Source organism: Ulvibacterium sp., assembly GCF_965248315.1.
Classification (GTDB): Bacteria; Bacteroidota; Bacteroidia; order Flavobacteriales; family Flavobacteriaceae; genus Ulvibacterium.
In genome coordinates this window covers 1,162,023-1,180,465 of the sequence record NZ_CBDFIX010000002.1, presented here as the reverse complement: position 1 = coordinate 1,180,465, position 18,443 = coordinate 1,162,023, and the positions used below count along the sequence as shown (strand labels likewise).

The following is an 18,443-nucleotide window of genomic DNA, read 5'->3' as shown; positions in this document are numbered from 1 at the left end:
AAATGCTTAAAACTTATTTGTATATCTGTAATTGTTGCAGTAGCTATAATAAGATGTTTGAAATGCGCTTTTTGCCACCTTGAGCGCAGTCGAAAGGTCGACAAAAACATCTCGACTACGCTCGATGTGACAGTTAGATTCAAGACTGGTACGATGATGTGGAATCATAAATTTCTTAGTTAAAAAACTGCTTTTTATCCATTGCTCCCCAATAAAACATAAATTAAAATCGTAATGGCACATAGCCCTATGGACATGATCTTGGTATACTTCCAGGACACCAAATTAACGGCACCTACATCGGTAACTTCATACAAGTTCTTTCTCGGGTAAAAATGGGAAACTCCATACATGATGGCTACATTCAATACAAACTCAATGCCCCATAAATGCACAAAATGAATACCATGACTTGTATAACCCCAGGTCATAAAGATGTAAAAACATAGGCCAAAAATCAAGGCGGCCTTGGCGCCCAAGGCCGAAACTTTTTTCATAAAGAATCCTGCCAATAAAATAGAAGCTATTGGGATGAAGAAAATACCGTTCAGTTCCTGTAATAATTGGTACAATCCATCCGAGGCATTGGCGACCATAGGTGCCGTGAAAATGGCCACGACAGCCAATACAGCTGATGTTCCCTTACCAATTCTAACCAGTTGGATGTCACTGATATTTTTATTGAGATGTTTCTTTACAATATCGACACTGAACAAAGTAGCCACCGAATTCAAAACTGAATTAAAAGTACTTAGAACCGCCCCCATGATTACGGCCGCAAAGAAACCGATCAACCAAACAGGAAGTACCTTTTTTACCAATTGCGGATATACGGAATCCTGTTGATCAAAATAAGTGTCCTGAAAATAGAAGTAACAGATAACACCGGGAAGCACAATGACCAAAGGAATCAATATTTTAAAAAGGCCTGTTAGCAATAGCCCTTTTTGGGCTTCCTTTAAATTCTTGGCGCCCAATGCCCTTTGGATAATGGCCTGGTTCATCCCCCAGAAATAAAGTTGATTGATGATCAATCCTGTAAACAGCACCTCAAAAGGCAAAACAGAATCGGGCTTGCCTATCACATTAAATTTCTCCGGAGCGAACTCATAAACCTTTACTAAACCATCAATAATATTGTTGTCGCCAATGGCCATTAGCGCAAGGATGGGTATCAATAGTCCCCCTATTAAAAGTCCAACGCCATTGATGGTATCGGAATAAGCTACAGCCTTTAATCCTCCAAAAATAGCATAAATGGACCCTATCGCTCCGATGACCACAATGGTAATCCAGAGTCCCTGGGTCGTATCGACACCTAAAAAATCGGAAACCCCGAACAGACTTTCAATACCGATAGCCCCAGAATACAGTACAATAGGTAAAAGGGTAACCACGAACGAGAAAATTAATATGGAAGCCACCATGGTTCGTGTGATGCCATCAAACCGATTTTCCAAAAATTGGGGAATGGTGGTGAGACCCATTTTAAGATATTTGGGCACGAAAAAGATAGCAGCGATTACCAGTGCTATGGACGAGGTAACCTCCCAGGCAATCACGATAAACCCATTGACATATGAATTTCCGTTCATCCCGATCAGATGTTCCGAAGAGATATTGGTCAACAACATAGATCCTGCGATTATGGTGCCGGTTAAACTTCTCCCTCCTAAAAAATAACCTTCGGAAGATCCTAAATTGGTCCTTCGCAGGCTATACCAAGTGAAGAGTGCCACTCCTCCCGTAAAAAGGATAAATGAGACCAGCGTGATAATCAAATCGGTATTCATTGAGTGGGTGATGGTTTAGAGATAATATTTTTGGGTCTTCTTATTTTTTTGATAGGTTTTATGGGATTCACTTACGGCCACTTTCTCGGATACTTCCGCCACGGCCACGTCCCACCATGCAAAACCTGGGACTCCTTTTTTACGGTCTACTTCAATATAAATCAAGGTAGTATGATCAATAGTCTTTGCCTTTTTGAGGGCCGCTTTTAGTTCTTCCACATTGGATGTTTTAATTACATGCGCACCCATACTAGCGGCATTAGCGGCATAATCGATAGGTAAAAGCCCTCCGTCCAATTGGTTGGTCTCCTCATTGCGATAACGGTAATACGTACCAAAGCCGTCACTTCCCAAAGAAGCGGACAGCCCTCCAATGCTGGAGTACCCATCGTTATTTAGGAGAACTATGGTTAGTTTTTGTCTTTCCTGAATAGAAGTAATGATTTCTTGAGACATCATCAAGTAACTGCCATCGCCTACCAGCACATAGACCTCGCTTTCTGGATGGGCCATTTTGGCACCCAATCCGCCAGCGATTTCATAACCCATGCAAGAGTATCCATACTCCAAATGAAAACCTTTTGGATTCCGTGTTCTCCATAACTTGTGCAAATCTCCGGGAAGACTTCCCGCGGCACAAATCATAATATCGTTGGCATCGGAAAAAGTATTTACGGCACCTATGACCTCGCCTTGAAAAGCCGGTGTTTCGTTCTTTTCCAAATAGATTCCTGAAACAAATTCATCCCAGCTTGTATTGAAGCTCTCCACTTTTTCCCGATAATCGGTGCTGACCTCATAATCGGACAAATGATCGTCAATTTCTTCAAGAATTGCCTTGGCATCACCTATCAATGGTAATGCCCCATGCTTAAAGGAGTCGAACTCGGTAACATTGATATTCACAAACTGCACCTCGGGATTTTGGAAGGCCGATTTCGAAATCGTGGTAAAGTCGCTATAACGTGTTCCTAGGCCGATGACCAAATCGGCTTCCTTTGCGATTTCAATAGCTCCCGGAGTTCCTGTTACACCAACGGCACCCAAATTTTGGGGTTCGTTATAATTCAATGACCCCTTGCCCGCAAAAGTCTCGGTTACCGGAATCCCTGTCCGATTGACCAATTTTTTCAATATTTCGGTCGCACCGCTATAAATGGTACCTCCACCTGAAACTATTAATGGTCTTTTGCTTTCCTTTATCCGTTCAATAGCCTTTGCCAAAAAGTTTTGATCTGGCATTGTTCTACCGATATGCCATACCTTTTTTTGGAAAAAGTCTAGCGGAAAGTCGTACGCCTCCGCCTGAACGTCTTGGGGAATACTCAAGGTGACGGCCCCAGTTTCAGCCTGAGAGGTCAATACACGCATAACTTCGGGCAAGGCCGTGATCAGTTGTTCGGGACGATTGATACGGTCCCAATACTTGGATACCGCCCTAAAGCAATCGTTCACCGAAATGTCTTGGGTCGAAGCAGATTCCAATTGCTGTAGAACGGGGGCAACATGGCGTGTGGCGAAAATATCGCCTGGAATTAATAAAACGGGAATCCTATTGATGGTAGCCGCAGCGGCACCTGTAACCATATTGGTAGCTCCCGGACCAATGGAGGAAGTACATACAAAGGTCTGCAATCGGTTTTTAACCTTGGCAAAGGCCGCGGCCGTATGTACCATGGCCTGCTCGTTTCGTGCCACGTAAAAAGGAAAATCCGGATTTTGGTGCAATGCCTGCCCGATTCCTGCAACGTTGCCATGCCCTAGAATCCCAAAACAACCCGCAAAAAACTTGTTTTGGATACCATCCCTTTCCACATATTGATTTTTTAGGTATTCTATGGTGGCCTGTGCAACTGTAAGTCTTTTTACTTCCATCTTGATCAAAATTTAAAATCCTCCATTTTTTTCTATAAAAGTCAACGATTGTTCCAAGGTCGGCATAAAGTTGGCGCATCCTTTTTGGGTCACCACATGCGCCCCACTGGCATTACCCATACGACAGGCTTTGTACATATCCCAACCCTTTAATACGCCATAAAGGAATCCGCTGGCAAAGGCATCACCGGCACCTAGAATGTTAAGCACCTCTACCGGGAATCCGGGAACATCTTGCATAGACCCATCCTTTCTACAGATACTTGCCCCATCTTTGCCCTTCTTTACGATCAGGGTCTCGATGCCCGTAGCCAGCAAACGTTGTATGGATTCGTTAATATCTCCCGAAATTTCCGGGGCCGATATTTGTTGATGCTTAATGGTAACCTGGGATGTATTTACCATAGTCGCCGCTAATATTTCCTCCTCCGTGCCTATGGCAGTTTTTACTTTGGGCAACACGGCACGCATGGTTATGCCATAAGCCCTATAGTCGTGCCACTGATCTGCCCTAAAATCTAGATCAAGAACTACGTCGACCTTATTTTGGTTAGCTACTTCGGCAGCATAAAAAGTAGCGCTTCTGGAGGGTTCCCTATTCATGGCGGTACCGTTGATCAATAAAATCCGGTAATCCGGAATACAGGCCCGGTCCACGTCATCAATGTCCACTTGGCTATCCGCGGCATTGTCCCTATAAAATACCAATGGAAACTTATCCGGAGGTTCAATACCCAGAACAACGGCACTACTACGGGCGGAATTCTTTACAGGAATGCATTGTGTATTGACACCTTCCTTGTTTAGAAAGTTTACAATAAACTCTCCTACTTTATCATTTCCAACAGCTGTTAAAAGACTGGTGTTAACGCCCAATCGTGCACAGCCCACAGCAATGTTTAACGGAGAGCCGCCCACAAAGGCATCAAACCCTTTAATATTGTTGAAAGTGGAACCGATGTTTTGGGAATAAAGATCTATGGAAGATCTTCCAAAGGTAATTACATCATATTTTTTGTTGGCCATGTTCCCTATTTATTCATTTCTGCCGTTACCAAAGGCAATCTTTTATCTTTTGAGGTCCATGAATCGTAAATCCATTCATGATCTGGATCGGTGGTATTGGCAAGGCATTGATCTGTTCCCGCCAAAAAGTTGAGGTAGTAGCAATGAAAACCATGTTCGGCTACAACCGGATGGAAACCCCTTGGTATCATAACCACATCATTATGCCGAGGTCTCGCAATCTCATCCAAAGACCGATCTTTGGTATAAACTTGCTGAATTGCATACGCTTCGGGCTTCTGAAATTTATAGAAATAGGTCTCCTCTTGAATGGGTTCCAGAACGGTGCCATCCTCTGCAAGAATGCGTTCATCATGTTTATGCGCGGGGAAGGAACTCCAATTACCTGAAGGAGTATAGACTTCCCGTACAACAATACTATGGCACCCAAAGCCTGGAGGCACTAGATCATTGAACTGCCGCGTAGCATTGTCCCCACCAAAAATAACTACGGGAGTCTCTTCAGGTGTAACAAACTTTGCCGGAAAATCCTCATCTGCCTTGCACCAACCATAGGCAATATCCAAGGCATCACTGGTAGCCTTCAACCTAAACTTTGTATGCCTTGGCAAGTATAGAGTATGGGCCACTCCGCTGAATACATCTTTACGTCCATTCAAGGTTTCCCAGTTTCCTTTATCGCTATCTACCTTGAAGTTACCGCTCAACAATACAATGACCATCTCATTTTCCTGCGTGTTCCATTCCCAGGTCTCGTCCCGGACCATTTCCCTAGCTTCAAAGGAAAGATATTCCCACTGGGCCGATTCAGGGGTTATTTTATGATAAACCCTTGATCCTGTTTTAGGCTTTACTACTAATGGAGATTTTGCTCCCATACTGTTATCTATTGGATGAATTGATTTGCTTTACCCGTGGCTCCTAAAAGTTCAAATTTCTCCAGCATAAATGCTTCGTTCGCCTTCATATACTCTTTCCCCGGAATTATAGGGTCAAAAAGTTCTGGGGTATCCTTAAAAAACTCCCTGTGCACCCTTGCCCAAAGAAGTCTGGTGTCCGTGGCTATATTAATCTTGCATACCCCATAAGTAATCGATTTGACTATTTCTTCCGGAGAAACTCCGGCCGTACCTTCGCTCAAGGCACCACCGCTACTATTTATTCTAGAAATCTCCTCTTTATTTACTGCCGAACCCCCGTGGAGCACTATTGGAAAATGGGGAAGACGCTTTTGTATCTCTTCCAGAATGTCAAACTGTATGCCCTGACCTCCAGAAAACTTATAGGCTCCATGACTTGTGCCCACTGCCACGGCCAAACTATCACATTGGGTCAATTGTACAAATTTTTCAACTTCGGAAGGCTTTGTATATCTTGCTTCTTTTTCATCGACCGAGATATCATCCTCAACTCCGCTAAGTACTCCCAACTCCGCTTCCACAAAGACATTTTTTTTATGGGCTTCCTTTACTATTGCCCTTGTTCTTTCAACGTTCTTATCAAAACTGTCATGCGACGCATCTATCATCACCGAATTATATGTATTGGAAGCTATAGCATCCAAAGCGTGTTCTTCGTTACCATGGTCCAAATGGACGGCGTAAACCGCTTTCGGATATATTTTGGACGCAGCCTGGACCATTGCCGACAACATCTCGGAATATGCATAATTCCGTGCCACTGGCGTAATCTGTACTAAAAAAGGTGCCTTGGCCTTCTCCCCGGCCCGAAAAAGTGCATGCACTTGTTCCATGGTAAATACATTTACAGCGGCAATCGCATATTTACCGTAGCAATTTGTAAAGAGTTCCTTTGGCGAAACAACCATATTAGTTCATTCTACGGAAATCGCTAGGACCTCCTAACATCATAAAAAAACAATAAAAAAACGATGTTGAAAAGCATGCTGGACTAAAATACTATGCAAAGGTTTGCATTTTCCTACAACTCTATTTTGTCATTTATCTTAGATGTACATTCCTTTGAAGATGCCCTTATAACAAGCTCCGGTTTAAAGACTTCTTGTCGAAAATTCTTCTGCGGAACCTCATCATTTAATCTATGTAGTATGATTCGCGCCGAGAGCATGCCCAAACTGTAAACCGGTTGCCAAACCGTGGACAAAGAAGGTCTAAAATAGGAAGAATGCGGTTCATCATCAAAACCTACTATTGAAATATCATCTGGTATTTTCAAAGCCATCTTTCTGGCGATATGCATGGCAGAAATCGCAATATTATCGTTCATAGCAAAAATTGCATCAGGTAAATCTCCAAGTTTCAACAGCCTTTCGGCAGGTTTAAGTCCATCATCATGGGAAAACCCGGGAACATGCTCAATGTACTCCTCTCTAATGGGAATATCAGCGTTTTCCAGGGCATCCAAATAGCCCTGAAGTCTATGTTTTGTGGTACTCAGATTTAAAGGCCCCCCTAGATGGGCAATTTTGGTACAGCCCGATTTAATAAGATATTCTACTGCTTGAAAAGCTCCCGCATAATCATCGACCAAAACTTTGTCCGCCTCCAATCCCGGGCAGTCCCTATCAAAGACAACAACAGGGATATCGTTTTTTTGAAGTGTTCGAAAATGATCGAAATTCTTGGTCTCTGAAGTAGGGGATACCAAAACCCCATCTACCTGTATTTTCAGTAGTTTTTTGATGATTACCGCCTCCTCTTCGTAGGATTCGTTAGAGAGACAGATCATAATATTGTATTCAGAGTCCCCTATAACATCTTGAATACCGGTTATTATGGCTGAAAAAAAGTGGCTTGTAATCTCCGGGACAATTACCCCAATGGTATTCGATTTCTTTTGCAAAAGATTCAAGGCAAGCAAATTGGGCTGATAGTCCAACTTTTTGGCCAATGCCCGGACGGCGTCCTTGGTCTCTTTCTTTAAGGCCGGATGATCCTTTAAGGCCCTGGAAACCGTGGAAGGAGCAATCCTTAACTCACGGGCAATATCGATAATCGTAACCCTACCCTTTTTCATGATCGGCGATTTTGAATCCTTTTCATTATATATCTGTCGACATCCAATGGCAGTATCCTATCCTGTACACGACCTTTACATGCTATTGAAACCCTCTTAGAAAAATACAAAAAAAACGTTGCCATCTTATCCCTTAAAAAATGAAGGTGGCCACGTAAAGGAACAACTAAAATTTATTGAACCGAAATAAACTATGTTTAGTTTTCTTTAAATTCCATGACCAATTCCCCGCCCTTGATAATCTGTGAATGCGGGATGGCCATTTTCTGAATCATTTCCCCATTTAGAAATGTATTTTTTATGGCCCAATTGCCTTCTTTATTGTTCTTGGTCTGGATTATGAAATACTCTCCTAGGTAATAATCGGGATGCAGGCTGATTTTGATTTCATCGAAAATAGGGCTACCCAATTGGTATACTGGGTCTTCTTCCGTACCTCCGTTCATTTGAAACAATCCTATTTTTAACAAGACTGATAAACTCCCCATAAGTCCTTGATCCTCATCGCCATTATACCCTGTTGATGGGTCTAAACCGCTAAAAACCGAGTCTACTACTTTCCGTGACCAATATTGGGTTAGATCTGGTCTGCCGAGTTGATTGAAAACAAATGCTGTTTGAATGGAAGGTTGATTGCCGTAATTGATCGGAACGCGACTATATTCCGGATGCATTTCAACATCATGCGAGTTCCCTGAGGTGAAATCCAGTTTCTCTGCAACCTGAAATTGAGTATTCAATTTTTCCGCGGCTTTAACTGGTCCACCCATCAATTGGGCCAAACCTTTTATATCATGGGGCACGAACCAAGTGGATTGTGCTCCGTTACTTTCTATAAATCCATTTTTATATACATAGGGGTCATAGTTTTCCATCCAATCCCCATTGGAATTCTTTGGCCGAATCCAACCGGATTGTTGGTCAAAAAGGAGTTTGTAATTGTTTGATCGATCAAGAAAATAGCGATAGTCCTCTTCCTGATCCAATTTTTTTGCAAGTTGGGCCAAGGTCCAATCTTGATAGGCATATTCCAAGGTGAGACTAGCCCCATCTTGATGACCTCCAAATTTTCCTTCGGGAATGGGGTAGGGTACAAAGCCTTTCTCCAGATAATGTTTAAACCCTCCACCCAAATTTGTGTTGTGTTCATAGCCTGCCTTTTCCATAATACCATTGGGCATATGGTTTTTCCTTACTGCGTTGTAGATGCTTAGCAAACTATCCTTTACTATTCCTTCTTGAATCGCGCTTATGATGAAAGGCGTGCTTGATGCACCTGTCATTACATAGGTATAATTTCCTCCCGAAGGCCCTCTTGGGACTAGTCCACCATCTTTATGATATTGCAGCAGGGAATGCACAAATTCTTCTTTAATATCAGGATAGACCAGACCCCAAAGTGTGTTCAAGGTCCATTGCGCTCCCCAAAAAGAATCGGAATTATAATGGTTGAACTTGGGTTTACCTTTAACATCCAAAGGCAATTGCCCTATCCTGAAGCTATCTCCCGTGTTGTCCGGGTAACTGCCGCTAACATCGTTGATGGCCCTTCGCCCCTGCAGGGCATGCCAAAGATCAGTGTAAAACCTACGTTGTTGGGTTTTGGTACCTCCGCTGACCTTAATTCTTCCCAATAAGCTGTTCCATTCCTCCTTGGATTCCCTGACTACCTTTTCAAAATCCCAATGATCCAGTTCAGTGGTTGAATTCTTTTTTGCGTTTTCAATCGAAGTATATGAAATCCCAGCTTTTAGCTTTATGGTTTTTTTACTTTGATCCGTAAAAACAAGGTGGTTGTTTGTCCCCTCGTCTTGAATGATAGAATCGATTTTTGAATCAAATTCCGCATGAAAAAATACCTTGAAAGGTTTGGGGCGTCTATGGGTAGGCGCCATCTCAAACTCACCCGTAAGTACATTGTCACCAACTTTTGATAAGGTGCCGTTCCTATTTTCACAAGGGCCCAGCACGCCATTTAAATTGAACAATATGGCAGGTTTCCCCTCGGATGGAAAGGAGTATCTGTGGAACCCTACGCGTTTTGTACTGGTCAACTCAGCCTTAACACCATATTTCTCGAGTTCCAATGCATGGTATCCCGGAACGGCCTTTTCCGTATCGTGGGAAAACTTTGAATAAAAATCGGTAAAAATAGTTTGCTTGTTCTCTTCCGAAATGGCGACCGGCATTATAGAAAGCCCTGAAATCTGCCAGCCGTGAATATGACTGAACCCTTTAATGGTATCAGTTTTGTACCGATATCCGCTACCCCATGCGCCACCAACCTGCGTGTCGGGACTGAGGTTGACCATGCCAAAAGGGCGACATGCGGATGAAAACAAAAACCAGCGGGAGTTTTCGGTATCCAATTGGGTATACACTTTGTTTACTGGAGAGGTATCGTATTCCACCATCTTCGAAGAACTTGTCCGTTCCCTATCACATGAGCTTATCAAAAAAAACACTAGAAATACTCCCAGACCTCTTAAAACAAAGGATTCATTTGGTTTCATACCATTTGGAAAATTAATCTTCATTGGCCTACCTTTCCCATGTAAATACCACTATCTGCATAAATATACGGTTTACACAAACAATTTAGGGCTAACAGCTATAGGCGGTCGATATTAAAATTTATACCAATTCTTAAAAATAAAGGCAAGCAAATATTTGCCTGCCTTTACTAAACTAACTCAAACTTAAACAAACTAATTACGAATAACCAACACTATTACCAGTGTCGTATTCTATTTCCAAACGAATTACCAGGTGGGCCGGAATCATGATGACATTGATCTCGCCCTAAATACAATTCGTTAATACCCTGGATTCTGTTGCAAGAAACCATCAATTCCCGAAGCGGCATCAACGGCGCTTTGCGGAATTGGGAACAATCTTTTATTGGGATCGGCATCTGTCTTATCGGTCCAAGAATCCTCATATTTTCCAAAACGAATTTGATCTCCTCTTCTAAAACCTTCCCAGTACAGTTCAAAACCTCTCTCACGGAATAGAATGTCCAAGTCAATTGCGGTCCATGCTTCCGGGGTTTGGTCTGGACGGGCGGTTCTTGAGGTCCTGACGATGTTAACGTCTGCCAAAGCACCCGCATCATCCCCATTTCGCAATTTGGCCTCTGCTCGCATCAAATACACCTCTGCCAGACGTAGTAATACCAAATCCACGCTGCTAAAGTTGTTGCCATTCGGCGACGTACGGCTAAATTGATACTTAGAGGGCCGATAACCCTTGTTGTGCAAGGAACCTTCATTGGTAAAGTCAACTTCCAGGGTATGGTCTACGTAGCCCACATCCCGATCCGGTCCGTTCCCTTTTCTTTGTTGTATGGGATAAATCCTAACACCACCATCACAGGTTAAAAAAGCTCCGTCATCACCTTTTCTAGGGCCCCATTGAATCCCCCGTAAAATTCCCCTATCCATTTCAAAGACTGTGGGTTCAACGCAGTAATAGCTATCTTCGGTTTCCGTAGCCAGTAAGGGCTCCCGATTTGCTAGGTCCTGTAGCTGTGCATCGGGAACTAACGTATTTCTTTGATAGAACCTTGCATCTGCTTCGGCCGGATCCACGGCACCATAGGCATCTACCCAAGTCTGGTAAAAATCCGATGTAATAGCGGGCCCGTCCGTACCATCCGCACTTGGGAATTCCGGTCTTGGAAACATGGAACCTGCAATAGGCCAATATGCCCATCTGCTGTGCTCCCTTCGTAACTGCCCCCGTTGATCCAAGGCAAAAATCAACTCTGGATTGCCATTGTTGTCATCATTGAACAAGTCAAAGTACTCCGGGGACAATGAAAAGGCACCGGAATTGATAATGTTGTCCGTATACTGTATTACCCGGCCCATGTCCTCGGTGGTAAAGTTCGGCGTACCATAAGGATCTCTGTACACTGCGGCATTTAAATACAATCTGGCCAAAAAGCCCCAAACGGCGGCCTGGGTAATTCTACCAGGGCCCCTATTCGTGTTGATGACATCCACAACCGCCAACAGTTCACTTTCTATGTAATCTATGGCTTCTTGCGTCCTTAAAACCTCGGATAGTTCGGCGGAAGACTCCTTTCTAAGCACCATTCCCCAACTATCCAACATCAACATGTTTAGATAAGCTCGTAACGCCCGCATTTCGTGCAGGGCACCAAGTGCTTCATTGTCACCGCCGTTCGCTAGTGGAGTCAAGACTTCAATAGCCGCCAAAGTTCTGGAAATATTGGTCGTGAGCTCATTCCAGCTATCACCGATCAAATCATTGGTTGGCGTAATGGTATGTGCATGGGTAGCTATATACTTGCCCCCATCAAACCAGTCCGTTCCCCCACGAAAGGGTAGGATGGCCTCATCCGAAGCTACCAATTGCATTCCATAGTAATGTGTATGTCTCCAAGTCCAGGAAACATAACCATAGGCCGGAGCAATGGCACCACTAATGGTTTCTGCCTGACCCCCAAATTCAGCTTCATCGATTCGTTCCTCTTCCAAATCGGTACATCCCCAATTGAACAAGGTACAAGAAGCAAATGTTAGAATTAAAATTTTATTTTTCATGATTGAAACAATTTTTTAATTAGAATGTTACGTTTAAGCCTAATAATAAAGTCCTTGGAGACGGATAGGTAAAACGGTCTATACCAAAGGTCTGGATTCCATCGATATCGTTTCCAGTATTGATTTCTGGATCAAAGCCCGAATAGTCCGTTATTACAAATAGGTTCTGTCCCGTTAACGTAAAGCGAAAATTGCTCACCCAATCGCTTAGCCCAAGTACTGCTGGATCAAGGGTATACCCCAAGGTGGCATTGTTCAATCGCAAAAAACTACCATCTTCCAGATAACGGGTAGAAACTTCGTTGGAATTGCTCAGGTCCTCATTTGGGAATTGAACGGCAAAATCCGTGGTATTTAAATTTCTACTCAATTGGCTATTGGAAAATATGGTCATGGCCGTATGATTATAAATCTTATTTCCGGAAACCCCATTAAAGTTAAGCCCTAAATCCCAGTTTTTGTAATTGAAATTCAAGTAGAAGGCATAAATAATATCGGGGAGTGCACTACCAACTGCAATCCGGTCATTATCCAAGGACTCCCCATCCCCATTAACATCCCTAAACTGGTTTAACCCATCGGCCCCGATACCAATAAATTCTTTCATGAAGAAGGTGCCTATGGGCTCATCATTGATATACCCATTAATAGTAGCACCTGTTTGCCCAGCCCCTACGGCAGCACCGGAGGTAAGAACGGCAAATTGGGAATCCAAAACCTTGTTATCCGTATAGGATATGTTACCTCCCACATTAAAGGTGAAGTCCTCAGTGAAATTGCCCCTATAATCAAGAGAAAGTTCAAAACCGGTATTTTTAATTTCCAAGTCGGGAATATTTGTCCAAACTTTTTCGGTAGGTTGAATGGGATCTATTCTATTTGCAAATAATACCACATCCGTCACCACCTTGTTGAAATAATCCAAAGTACCCGTTATTCTATTGCCGAACAAACCAAAATCAAGACCGATATTGGTTTGTGTGGAAACTTCCCATTTGAGATCTGGAAACGCCGTACGGACAGGAACTGTCCCAAATGGATAATCGCCTAGGGAAACCTCTGTTCCATTAATGGGATAGGTATCATTTTCTGTTCTGGAATCGATAAAACTTGCCAAGCTAACCTTGCTGGGAATTCCATCTTGATTACCTGTTTGACCCCAGCTTGCACGCAACTTCAAGTTACTGAACACTGCATTATCGGCCAAAAAATCTTCCTTGCTTATATTCCAACCCAAAGCTACGGACGGGAAATAGCCATACTTGTTGTTCGCACCGAAGCGGGACGAACCATCGGCCCGCATCGTTGCCGTCAACAAATACTTATCATCATACCCGTAGTTTACCCTACCAAAATAAGACTGTAGCTCATTTATAAAAGCTTCGGACCCTAAAGTGGTGGGGAAAGTCTCGGTACTGATCTGATCTTGATATCTAGGCTCTATCCCATTATTGGCAAATCCTTCCAATTCAAACCTTTTTTGCTCGAATTTTGTTTCCTGGTAGGAATGGGCCGCCAAAACCGTTAGGTTATGTTTGCCCTTAGTAAAGGTGTAGGTCAGCGTATTTTCTACCAAGGTGTTGGTATTTATCGTTGCCCTTGAGTCCAAAGTACCTTGCTCAAAGCCTTCCAACAAAGTATATGGGGTCTCTTGCACATCGCGGGTGGTAGAAGCATAATCCACCCCCAGATTCAACTTATAGGTCAATCCCTTAATGATTTCAAAAGAAGGTGAAATATTGGCCAAAATCCTGTTGCTGTTGGCCTCATCCGTAAAAATCTGGTTACGGACAACCGGATTTAAACGTTCATCAAAGAATGTAGGCTCCCCATTTGTAAAAACGGGAAAGGTGGGATTCAATTGCAACATATCCACAATAATAGCATTAGCGTCCGGCCTTTCGTTTACGGTACGGGAAGCGGTCAAATTAAAATCCACGTTAAACCTTCCCTGAAGTGCCTTTTGATTCAAATTTACACGTCCGGAATATCGCGTTAAGGAGCTGTTGTTCAACGTACCTTCCTGATCATCCACGCCGGCCGACACAAAATAGGAGGACCTGTCCACAACCCCACCGCTCATGGAGAAATTAACATTCTTGGAAATCCCGGTTCTGGTCAATTCATCCTGCCAGTCGGTATTTGCACCGCCATCGGCCAATGTTCCCCCTACAGCGGGAACTTGATTTCTAAACTCACTGGCGCTAAACACATCCATAGGATTTGCTATGGAAGATACGGCAGTGGAAACCGATAAATTCATCTCTGTCTTACCGGCTTTTCCTTTTTTGGTCGTAATTACGATAACCCCATTGGCGGCACGTGCTCCATAGATCGCTGTCGCGGACGCATCCTTTAAAACATCCATTGATTCTATATCCTGTGGATTGATGAAGTTTAGAGGGTTAGCGCCAGCTGCAACACCAATGCTTGAATTGTCAATTATAAAACCATCCACTACAAAAAGAGGAGTGGTCCCCGCACGAAGACTTCCGACACCCCTAATAATTATATTCTGGGCAGCTCCGGGTTCACCACTAACATTGGTGACATTTACACCGGCTATCTTACCTTGTACAAGTTGACCTGGGTTTGCAACAACACCCCGGTTGAAGTTTTCACTTTTTACGGATCCTATGGCTCCTGTTATGTCCGATTTTCTCTGAACACCATATCCTACAACTACAACATCTTCCAACTGAGTGGCATCTTCGGACAACTGAGCCGTTACGTTAGTTTGACCTTCCAAGGGTATTTCCGCAGTAGTGTATCCCAAATAGGAAACTTCTAGGATAGCATTTGGATCTGAGACTTCTATCGTAAAATTACCGTCAAAGTCGGTCGTGGTACCATTGGTCGTTCCCTTCTCTATAACACTTGCCCCGGGAAGGGGAGCATTTAGATCATCGGTGACCGTACCTGTCACCGTAGTCTGTGCCCAAGAAACCGAAACGATTCCGAGCAGGAAAATCAGCATTAAAAATCGAATTTTCTTCATATCTGGCTGTTTTTGCGTTAGTTAATTCTTAAGCCAAATAACAATAAAAAAGCGATGCCTAAAATTATTCGCAGCCAAAAGTCTATGCAAAGGTTTGCATTGATTTACATGGACTTAAGCCTTATTTAAACTTTAGGGAACCTTATTCCCAAATAACTATTTAGGGCTTTTTAAAACTGGTAAAAAAGCAATATGTTGGGAAGAATTTCTTAAAAAATTAGAGAAAATGATTTGGGTGTGAACCTTAGGTATAGAGGGATGATTCGCTAAGAAAAAGGGGAACTGCAGACTGTTCGGCAAGCTTGTCCCAAAGTACGGACAAAACTCCTGATTTTTAGACTCTTCTCGATAGTAAGAACTCCTTACAGGAGGGGCAATGCTTCTTTATTTGGCACCTATGGCTTCCTTATGCAAACCTTTGCATAAGCTTCTCCTTATCGTTACCCCTTAGGAGTCCTATATTCGTATAAAAATAATGATTCCAATCCCGATTTTACCTATCCAAATGGAATTCTATAATTAAATCCTTTTTTGAACAACAATAGTTTAACAAGTTAAATCCCTGTCATGTCCAAAAAAAACCTCCTCCTAATTCTTCTACTTTGCATTTCGACCATCGCTTTAATGGCACAACCCGTGGATCGGGTAAAAATACACTCGCATAATGATTATGCTCAAAAAGTCCCTTTTTGGAGTGCCTATGCCAATGGCCTAAACTCCATAGAAGTGGACGTTTTTTTAAAGAATGACAAGCTTTACGTTACCCATGGGGAATCTGAAATTATACAAGACCGAAGCTTGGAGAATCTATATCTGCAACCCATTCAAAAAGCTATGGATTTAAAATTAGGACAGCCGCAAGAATTACAGTTACTGGTAGATATAAAATCAGAGCCCTATGCCACCTTGGAAAAACTGATATCCATCTTGGAAAACTATCCGGCCCTTACCAACAACAGAACTATTTCCATTGTAATATCCGGCAATCGGCCGAAAGTAAATGAGTATGTGAATTATCCTGGATACATTCATTTTGATTATCAAAAACTAGAAGATATACAGCGTGATAAAACTTGGGACAAAGTAGCTTTGATTAGCCTAAACTTTAAAAAGTTTTCGCCTTGGAACGGAAAAGGAAGATTGACAGCTGAGGATTACAAGAAAGTAAAGGCCATAATTGATAAAGCCCATTCCTATGGTAAACCTTTTCGATTTTGGGGTGCGCCCGATTCCAAAACCGCTTGGAAAGCATTTAGCGATATGGGTGTGGATTTTATCAATACCGATTTGCCATATGCATCGGCTTCCTATTTAAATACGATGGAGCAACGTGTCTATTACAATACGGTTTCATCAGAGGTTTATACCCCGACCTTCGAATCGGACCAGAAAGACAGGCCTGTTAAAAATGTCATCCTACTCATTGGTGATGGTAACGGGTTAACACAGATTTCGTCCTCTGTTTTGGCCAATGGCGGGGATTTGACACTTACACAATTAAAAAGTATAGGCTTTATAAAAACACAATCCGCTGATGATTTCACGACCGATTCAGCGGCCGCAGGCACAGCGTTGGCCACGGGGACAAAAACCAACAATCGCGCAATAGGAATGGATGATAGGGGCAATTCCTTGAAAAACATTGCTGAACTCCTAAATGAAAACGGTTTTAACTCTGGATGCATTACAACGGATGATATTACAGGTGCCACGCCAGCTGCTTTTTATGCGCATCGTAAAGATCGATCGGATGAAGCGGGTATTATTTCGGATCTATCAAAAAGTAAACTTTCACTGCTTGTCGGTGGAGGTTCAAATGCCCTTGAAACTGAAATTGATCAAATGGGTTTTTCTATTCTGGAAAATACGGGTGGAATGGCCCAAAGTAAAGAAAAACGAGTCGCACATTTTATCTCAAAGGACGGTGTTCCGGGTATTCTTGAAGGCCGTGGAGCGATATTGGCTGAGGTGACCAAAAATGGATTGGCTTTTTTAAAGACCAAGAACGCTCCCTTTTTCTTAATGGTAGAAAGTGCGAAAATAGATAGTTACGGCCATGAGAACTATGTACCCGGTATAGTTTCGGAAGGAATAGATTTTGACAGGGCCATAACCGAAGCCCTGAAATTTGCGGATGTAACGGGCAATACACTTGTGGTTGTCACTGCAGACCATGAAACATCCGGATTTAGTATGCCACAGGGAAATCTTGAAAAACGAATGGTGGAAGGAGATTTTACCACCCATGATCATACGGGTACCATGGTACCGATATTTGCATACGGCCCACATTCCCAAGAATTTCAAGGCGTGTATGAGAATACCGAGGTGTACGATAAAATCATAAAAGTGCTCAAAATTAAGGTAGATTGAGTTGGGCACGGTTTCTTTGTAATTTTGCTTAAATAAATATTGGCCCACCAAATGAAATACAAGTGTATTATTTTCGATTGCGATGGCGTCCTGGTAGACAGCGAGTTGATTACCGCAAAGGTTTTGGTGGCAATGGGAAAAGATTTGGGATTGCACATAGACCTGGACTTTGTAGTAGGTGAGTTTTTGGGAAAGTCTTTAAACGATATCATGCAATATCTCGATGTGCTTACCAAAGGGGGATTGCCCCCGGACTTCGAATCCGAATATCGGAAAAAAACCTTCAAAGCTTTTAAGAATGAGCTTAAGCCGATAGAGGGCGTCCGTTCAGTTATCGAGAGTCTTGAAATCCCCTTTTGTGTAGCTTCAAGCGGCCCTCTGGAAAAAATACGTGCCAATTTAGCGACCACCGGTTTAATCGATAAATTTGAAAATAGAATGTTTAGCTGCTATGAAATACAAAGTTGGAAACCCAATCCGGATATTTTCCTTCATGCAGCTAAACATATGGGTTTTAGGCCAGAGGAATGCGCTGTTATCGAAGATAGCAGCGTTGGGATTCGTGCAGCCTTGGCAGGAGGATTTGATGTCTTTGTATACTCTAAAAACAGTCATGATTACCCTGTTGGGGTGCAGGAGACCTTTGTCTTTCAAGATATGAGCGAATTGAAATCACTGCTTTCCCAGTCCTTATAATGTCGTACTTAAGCAATCCCTAATAACTTTGCAAAAAACTAGGGTCTCCATATTTCTCGAGGTTCTTCGGTCAACCATTTTTAGTTCAGAAATCTGGTGAAAAAGAATCTTTAA

The 18,443-nt window shown here is 42.8% G+C and carries 11 protein-coding genes; 2 read left to right on the top strand and 9 right to left on the bottom strand.

Annotated elements, in window-relative coordinates:
• Nucleotides 1–194: 194 nt before the first annotated feature.
• The 9 genes from ACP2AF_RS06520 to ACP2AF_RS06480 form a co-directional block, all read right to left on the bottom strand.
• The gene (locus ACP2AF_RS06520; RefSeq protein WP_425235428.1) at nucleotides 195–1,793 is read right to left on the bottom strand and encodes a solute:sodium symporter family transporter; all 1,599 of its coding nucleotides are present in this window, start codon (nucleotides 1,791–1,793) and stop codon (nucleotides 195–197) included.
• A 15-nt stretch (nucleotides 1,794–1,808) separates the two neighbouring features.
• Nucleotides 1,809–3,668, bottom strand: a complete 1,860-nt coding sequence (iolD, locus tag ACP2AF_RS06515) for a 3D-(3,5/4)-trihydroxycyclohexane-1,2-dione acylhydrolase (decyclizing) (RefSeq protein WP_425235427.1) — start codon at nucleotides 3,666–3,668, stop codon at nucleotides 1,809–1,811.
• Nucleotides 3,669–3,680: 12 nt separating this feature from the next.
• Entirely contained in the window at nucleotides 3,681–4,694 is a 1,014-nt protein-coding gene (iolC, locus tag ACP2AF_RS06510; protein WP_425235426.1) for a 5-dehydro-2-deoxygluconokinase, read from the bottom strand.
• Nucleotides 4,695–4,699: 5 nt separating this feature from the next.
• On the bottom strand, nucleotides 4,700–5,572 hold the full coding sequence (iolB, locus tag ACP2AF_RS06505) for a 5-deoxy-glucuronate isomerase (protein WP_425235425.1): 873 nt from the start codon (nucleotides 5,570–5,572) through the stop codon (nucleotides 4,700–4,702).
• Nucleotides 5,573–5,580: 8 nt separating this feature from the next.
• Nucleotides 5,581–6,522, bottom strand: coding sequence for a class II fructose-bisphosphate aldolase (locus tag ACP2AF_RS06500; protein WP_425235424.1), 942 nt, complete (start codon nucleotides 6,520–6,522; stop codon nucleotides 5,581–5,583).
• A gap of 113 nt (nucleotides 6,523–6,635) precedes the next feature.
• Entirely contained in the window at nucleotides 6,636–7,691 is a 1,056-nt protein-coding gene (locus tag ACP2AF_RS06495; protein ID WP_425235423.1) for a LacI family DNA-binding transcriptional regulator, read from the bottom strand.
• Between the two features lie 197 nt (nucleotides 7,692–7,888).
• The gene (locus ACP2AF_RS06490; protein WP_425235422.1) at nucleotides 7,889–10,204 is read right to left on the bottom strand and encodes a GH92 family glycosyl hydrolase; all 2,316 of its coding nucleotides are present in this window, start codon (nucleotides 10,202–10,204) and stop codon (nucleotides 7,889–7,891) included.
• 303 nt (nucleotides 10,205–10,507) lie between these two features.
• The gene (locus tag ACP2AF_RS06485; protein ID WP_425235421.1) at nucleotides 10,508–12,262 is read right to left on the bottom strand and encodes a RagB/SusD family nutrient uptake outer membrane protein; all 1,755 of its coding nucleotides are present in this window, start codon (nucleotides 12,260–12,262) and stop codon (nucleotides 10,508–10,510) included.
• A 19-nt stretch (nucleotides 12,263–12,281) separates the two neighbouring features.
• The gene (locus ACP2AF_RS06480; protein WP_425235420.1) at nucleotides 12,282–15,260 is read right to left on the bottom strand and encodes a SusC/RagA family TonB-linked outer membrane protein; all 2,979 of its coding nucleotides are present in this window, start codon (nucleotides 15,258–15,260) and stop codon (nucleotides 12,282–12,284) included.
• Nucleotides 15,261–15,827: 567 nt separating this feature from the next.
• Between ACP2AF_RS06480 and ACP2AF_RS06475 the strand changes: the two genes are divergently transcribed.
• On the top strand, nucleotides 15,828–17,633 hold the full coding sequence (locus tag ACP2AF_RS06475) for an alkaline phosphatase (RefSeq protein WP_425235419.1): 1,806 nt from the start codon (nucleotides 15,828–15,830) through the stop codon (nucleotides 17,631–17,633).
• 51 nt (nucleotides 17,634–17,684) lie between these two features.
• On the top strand, nucleotides 17,685–18,329 hold the full coding sequence (locus ACP2AF_RS06470) for an HAD family hydrolase (protein WP_425235418.1): 645 nt from the start codon (nucleotides 17,685–17,687) through the stop codon (nucleotides 18,327–18,329).
• Nucleotides 18,330–18,443 lie beyond the last annotated feature (114 nt).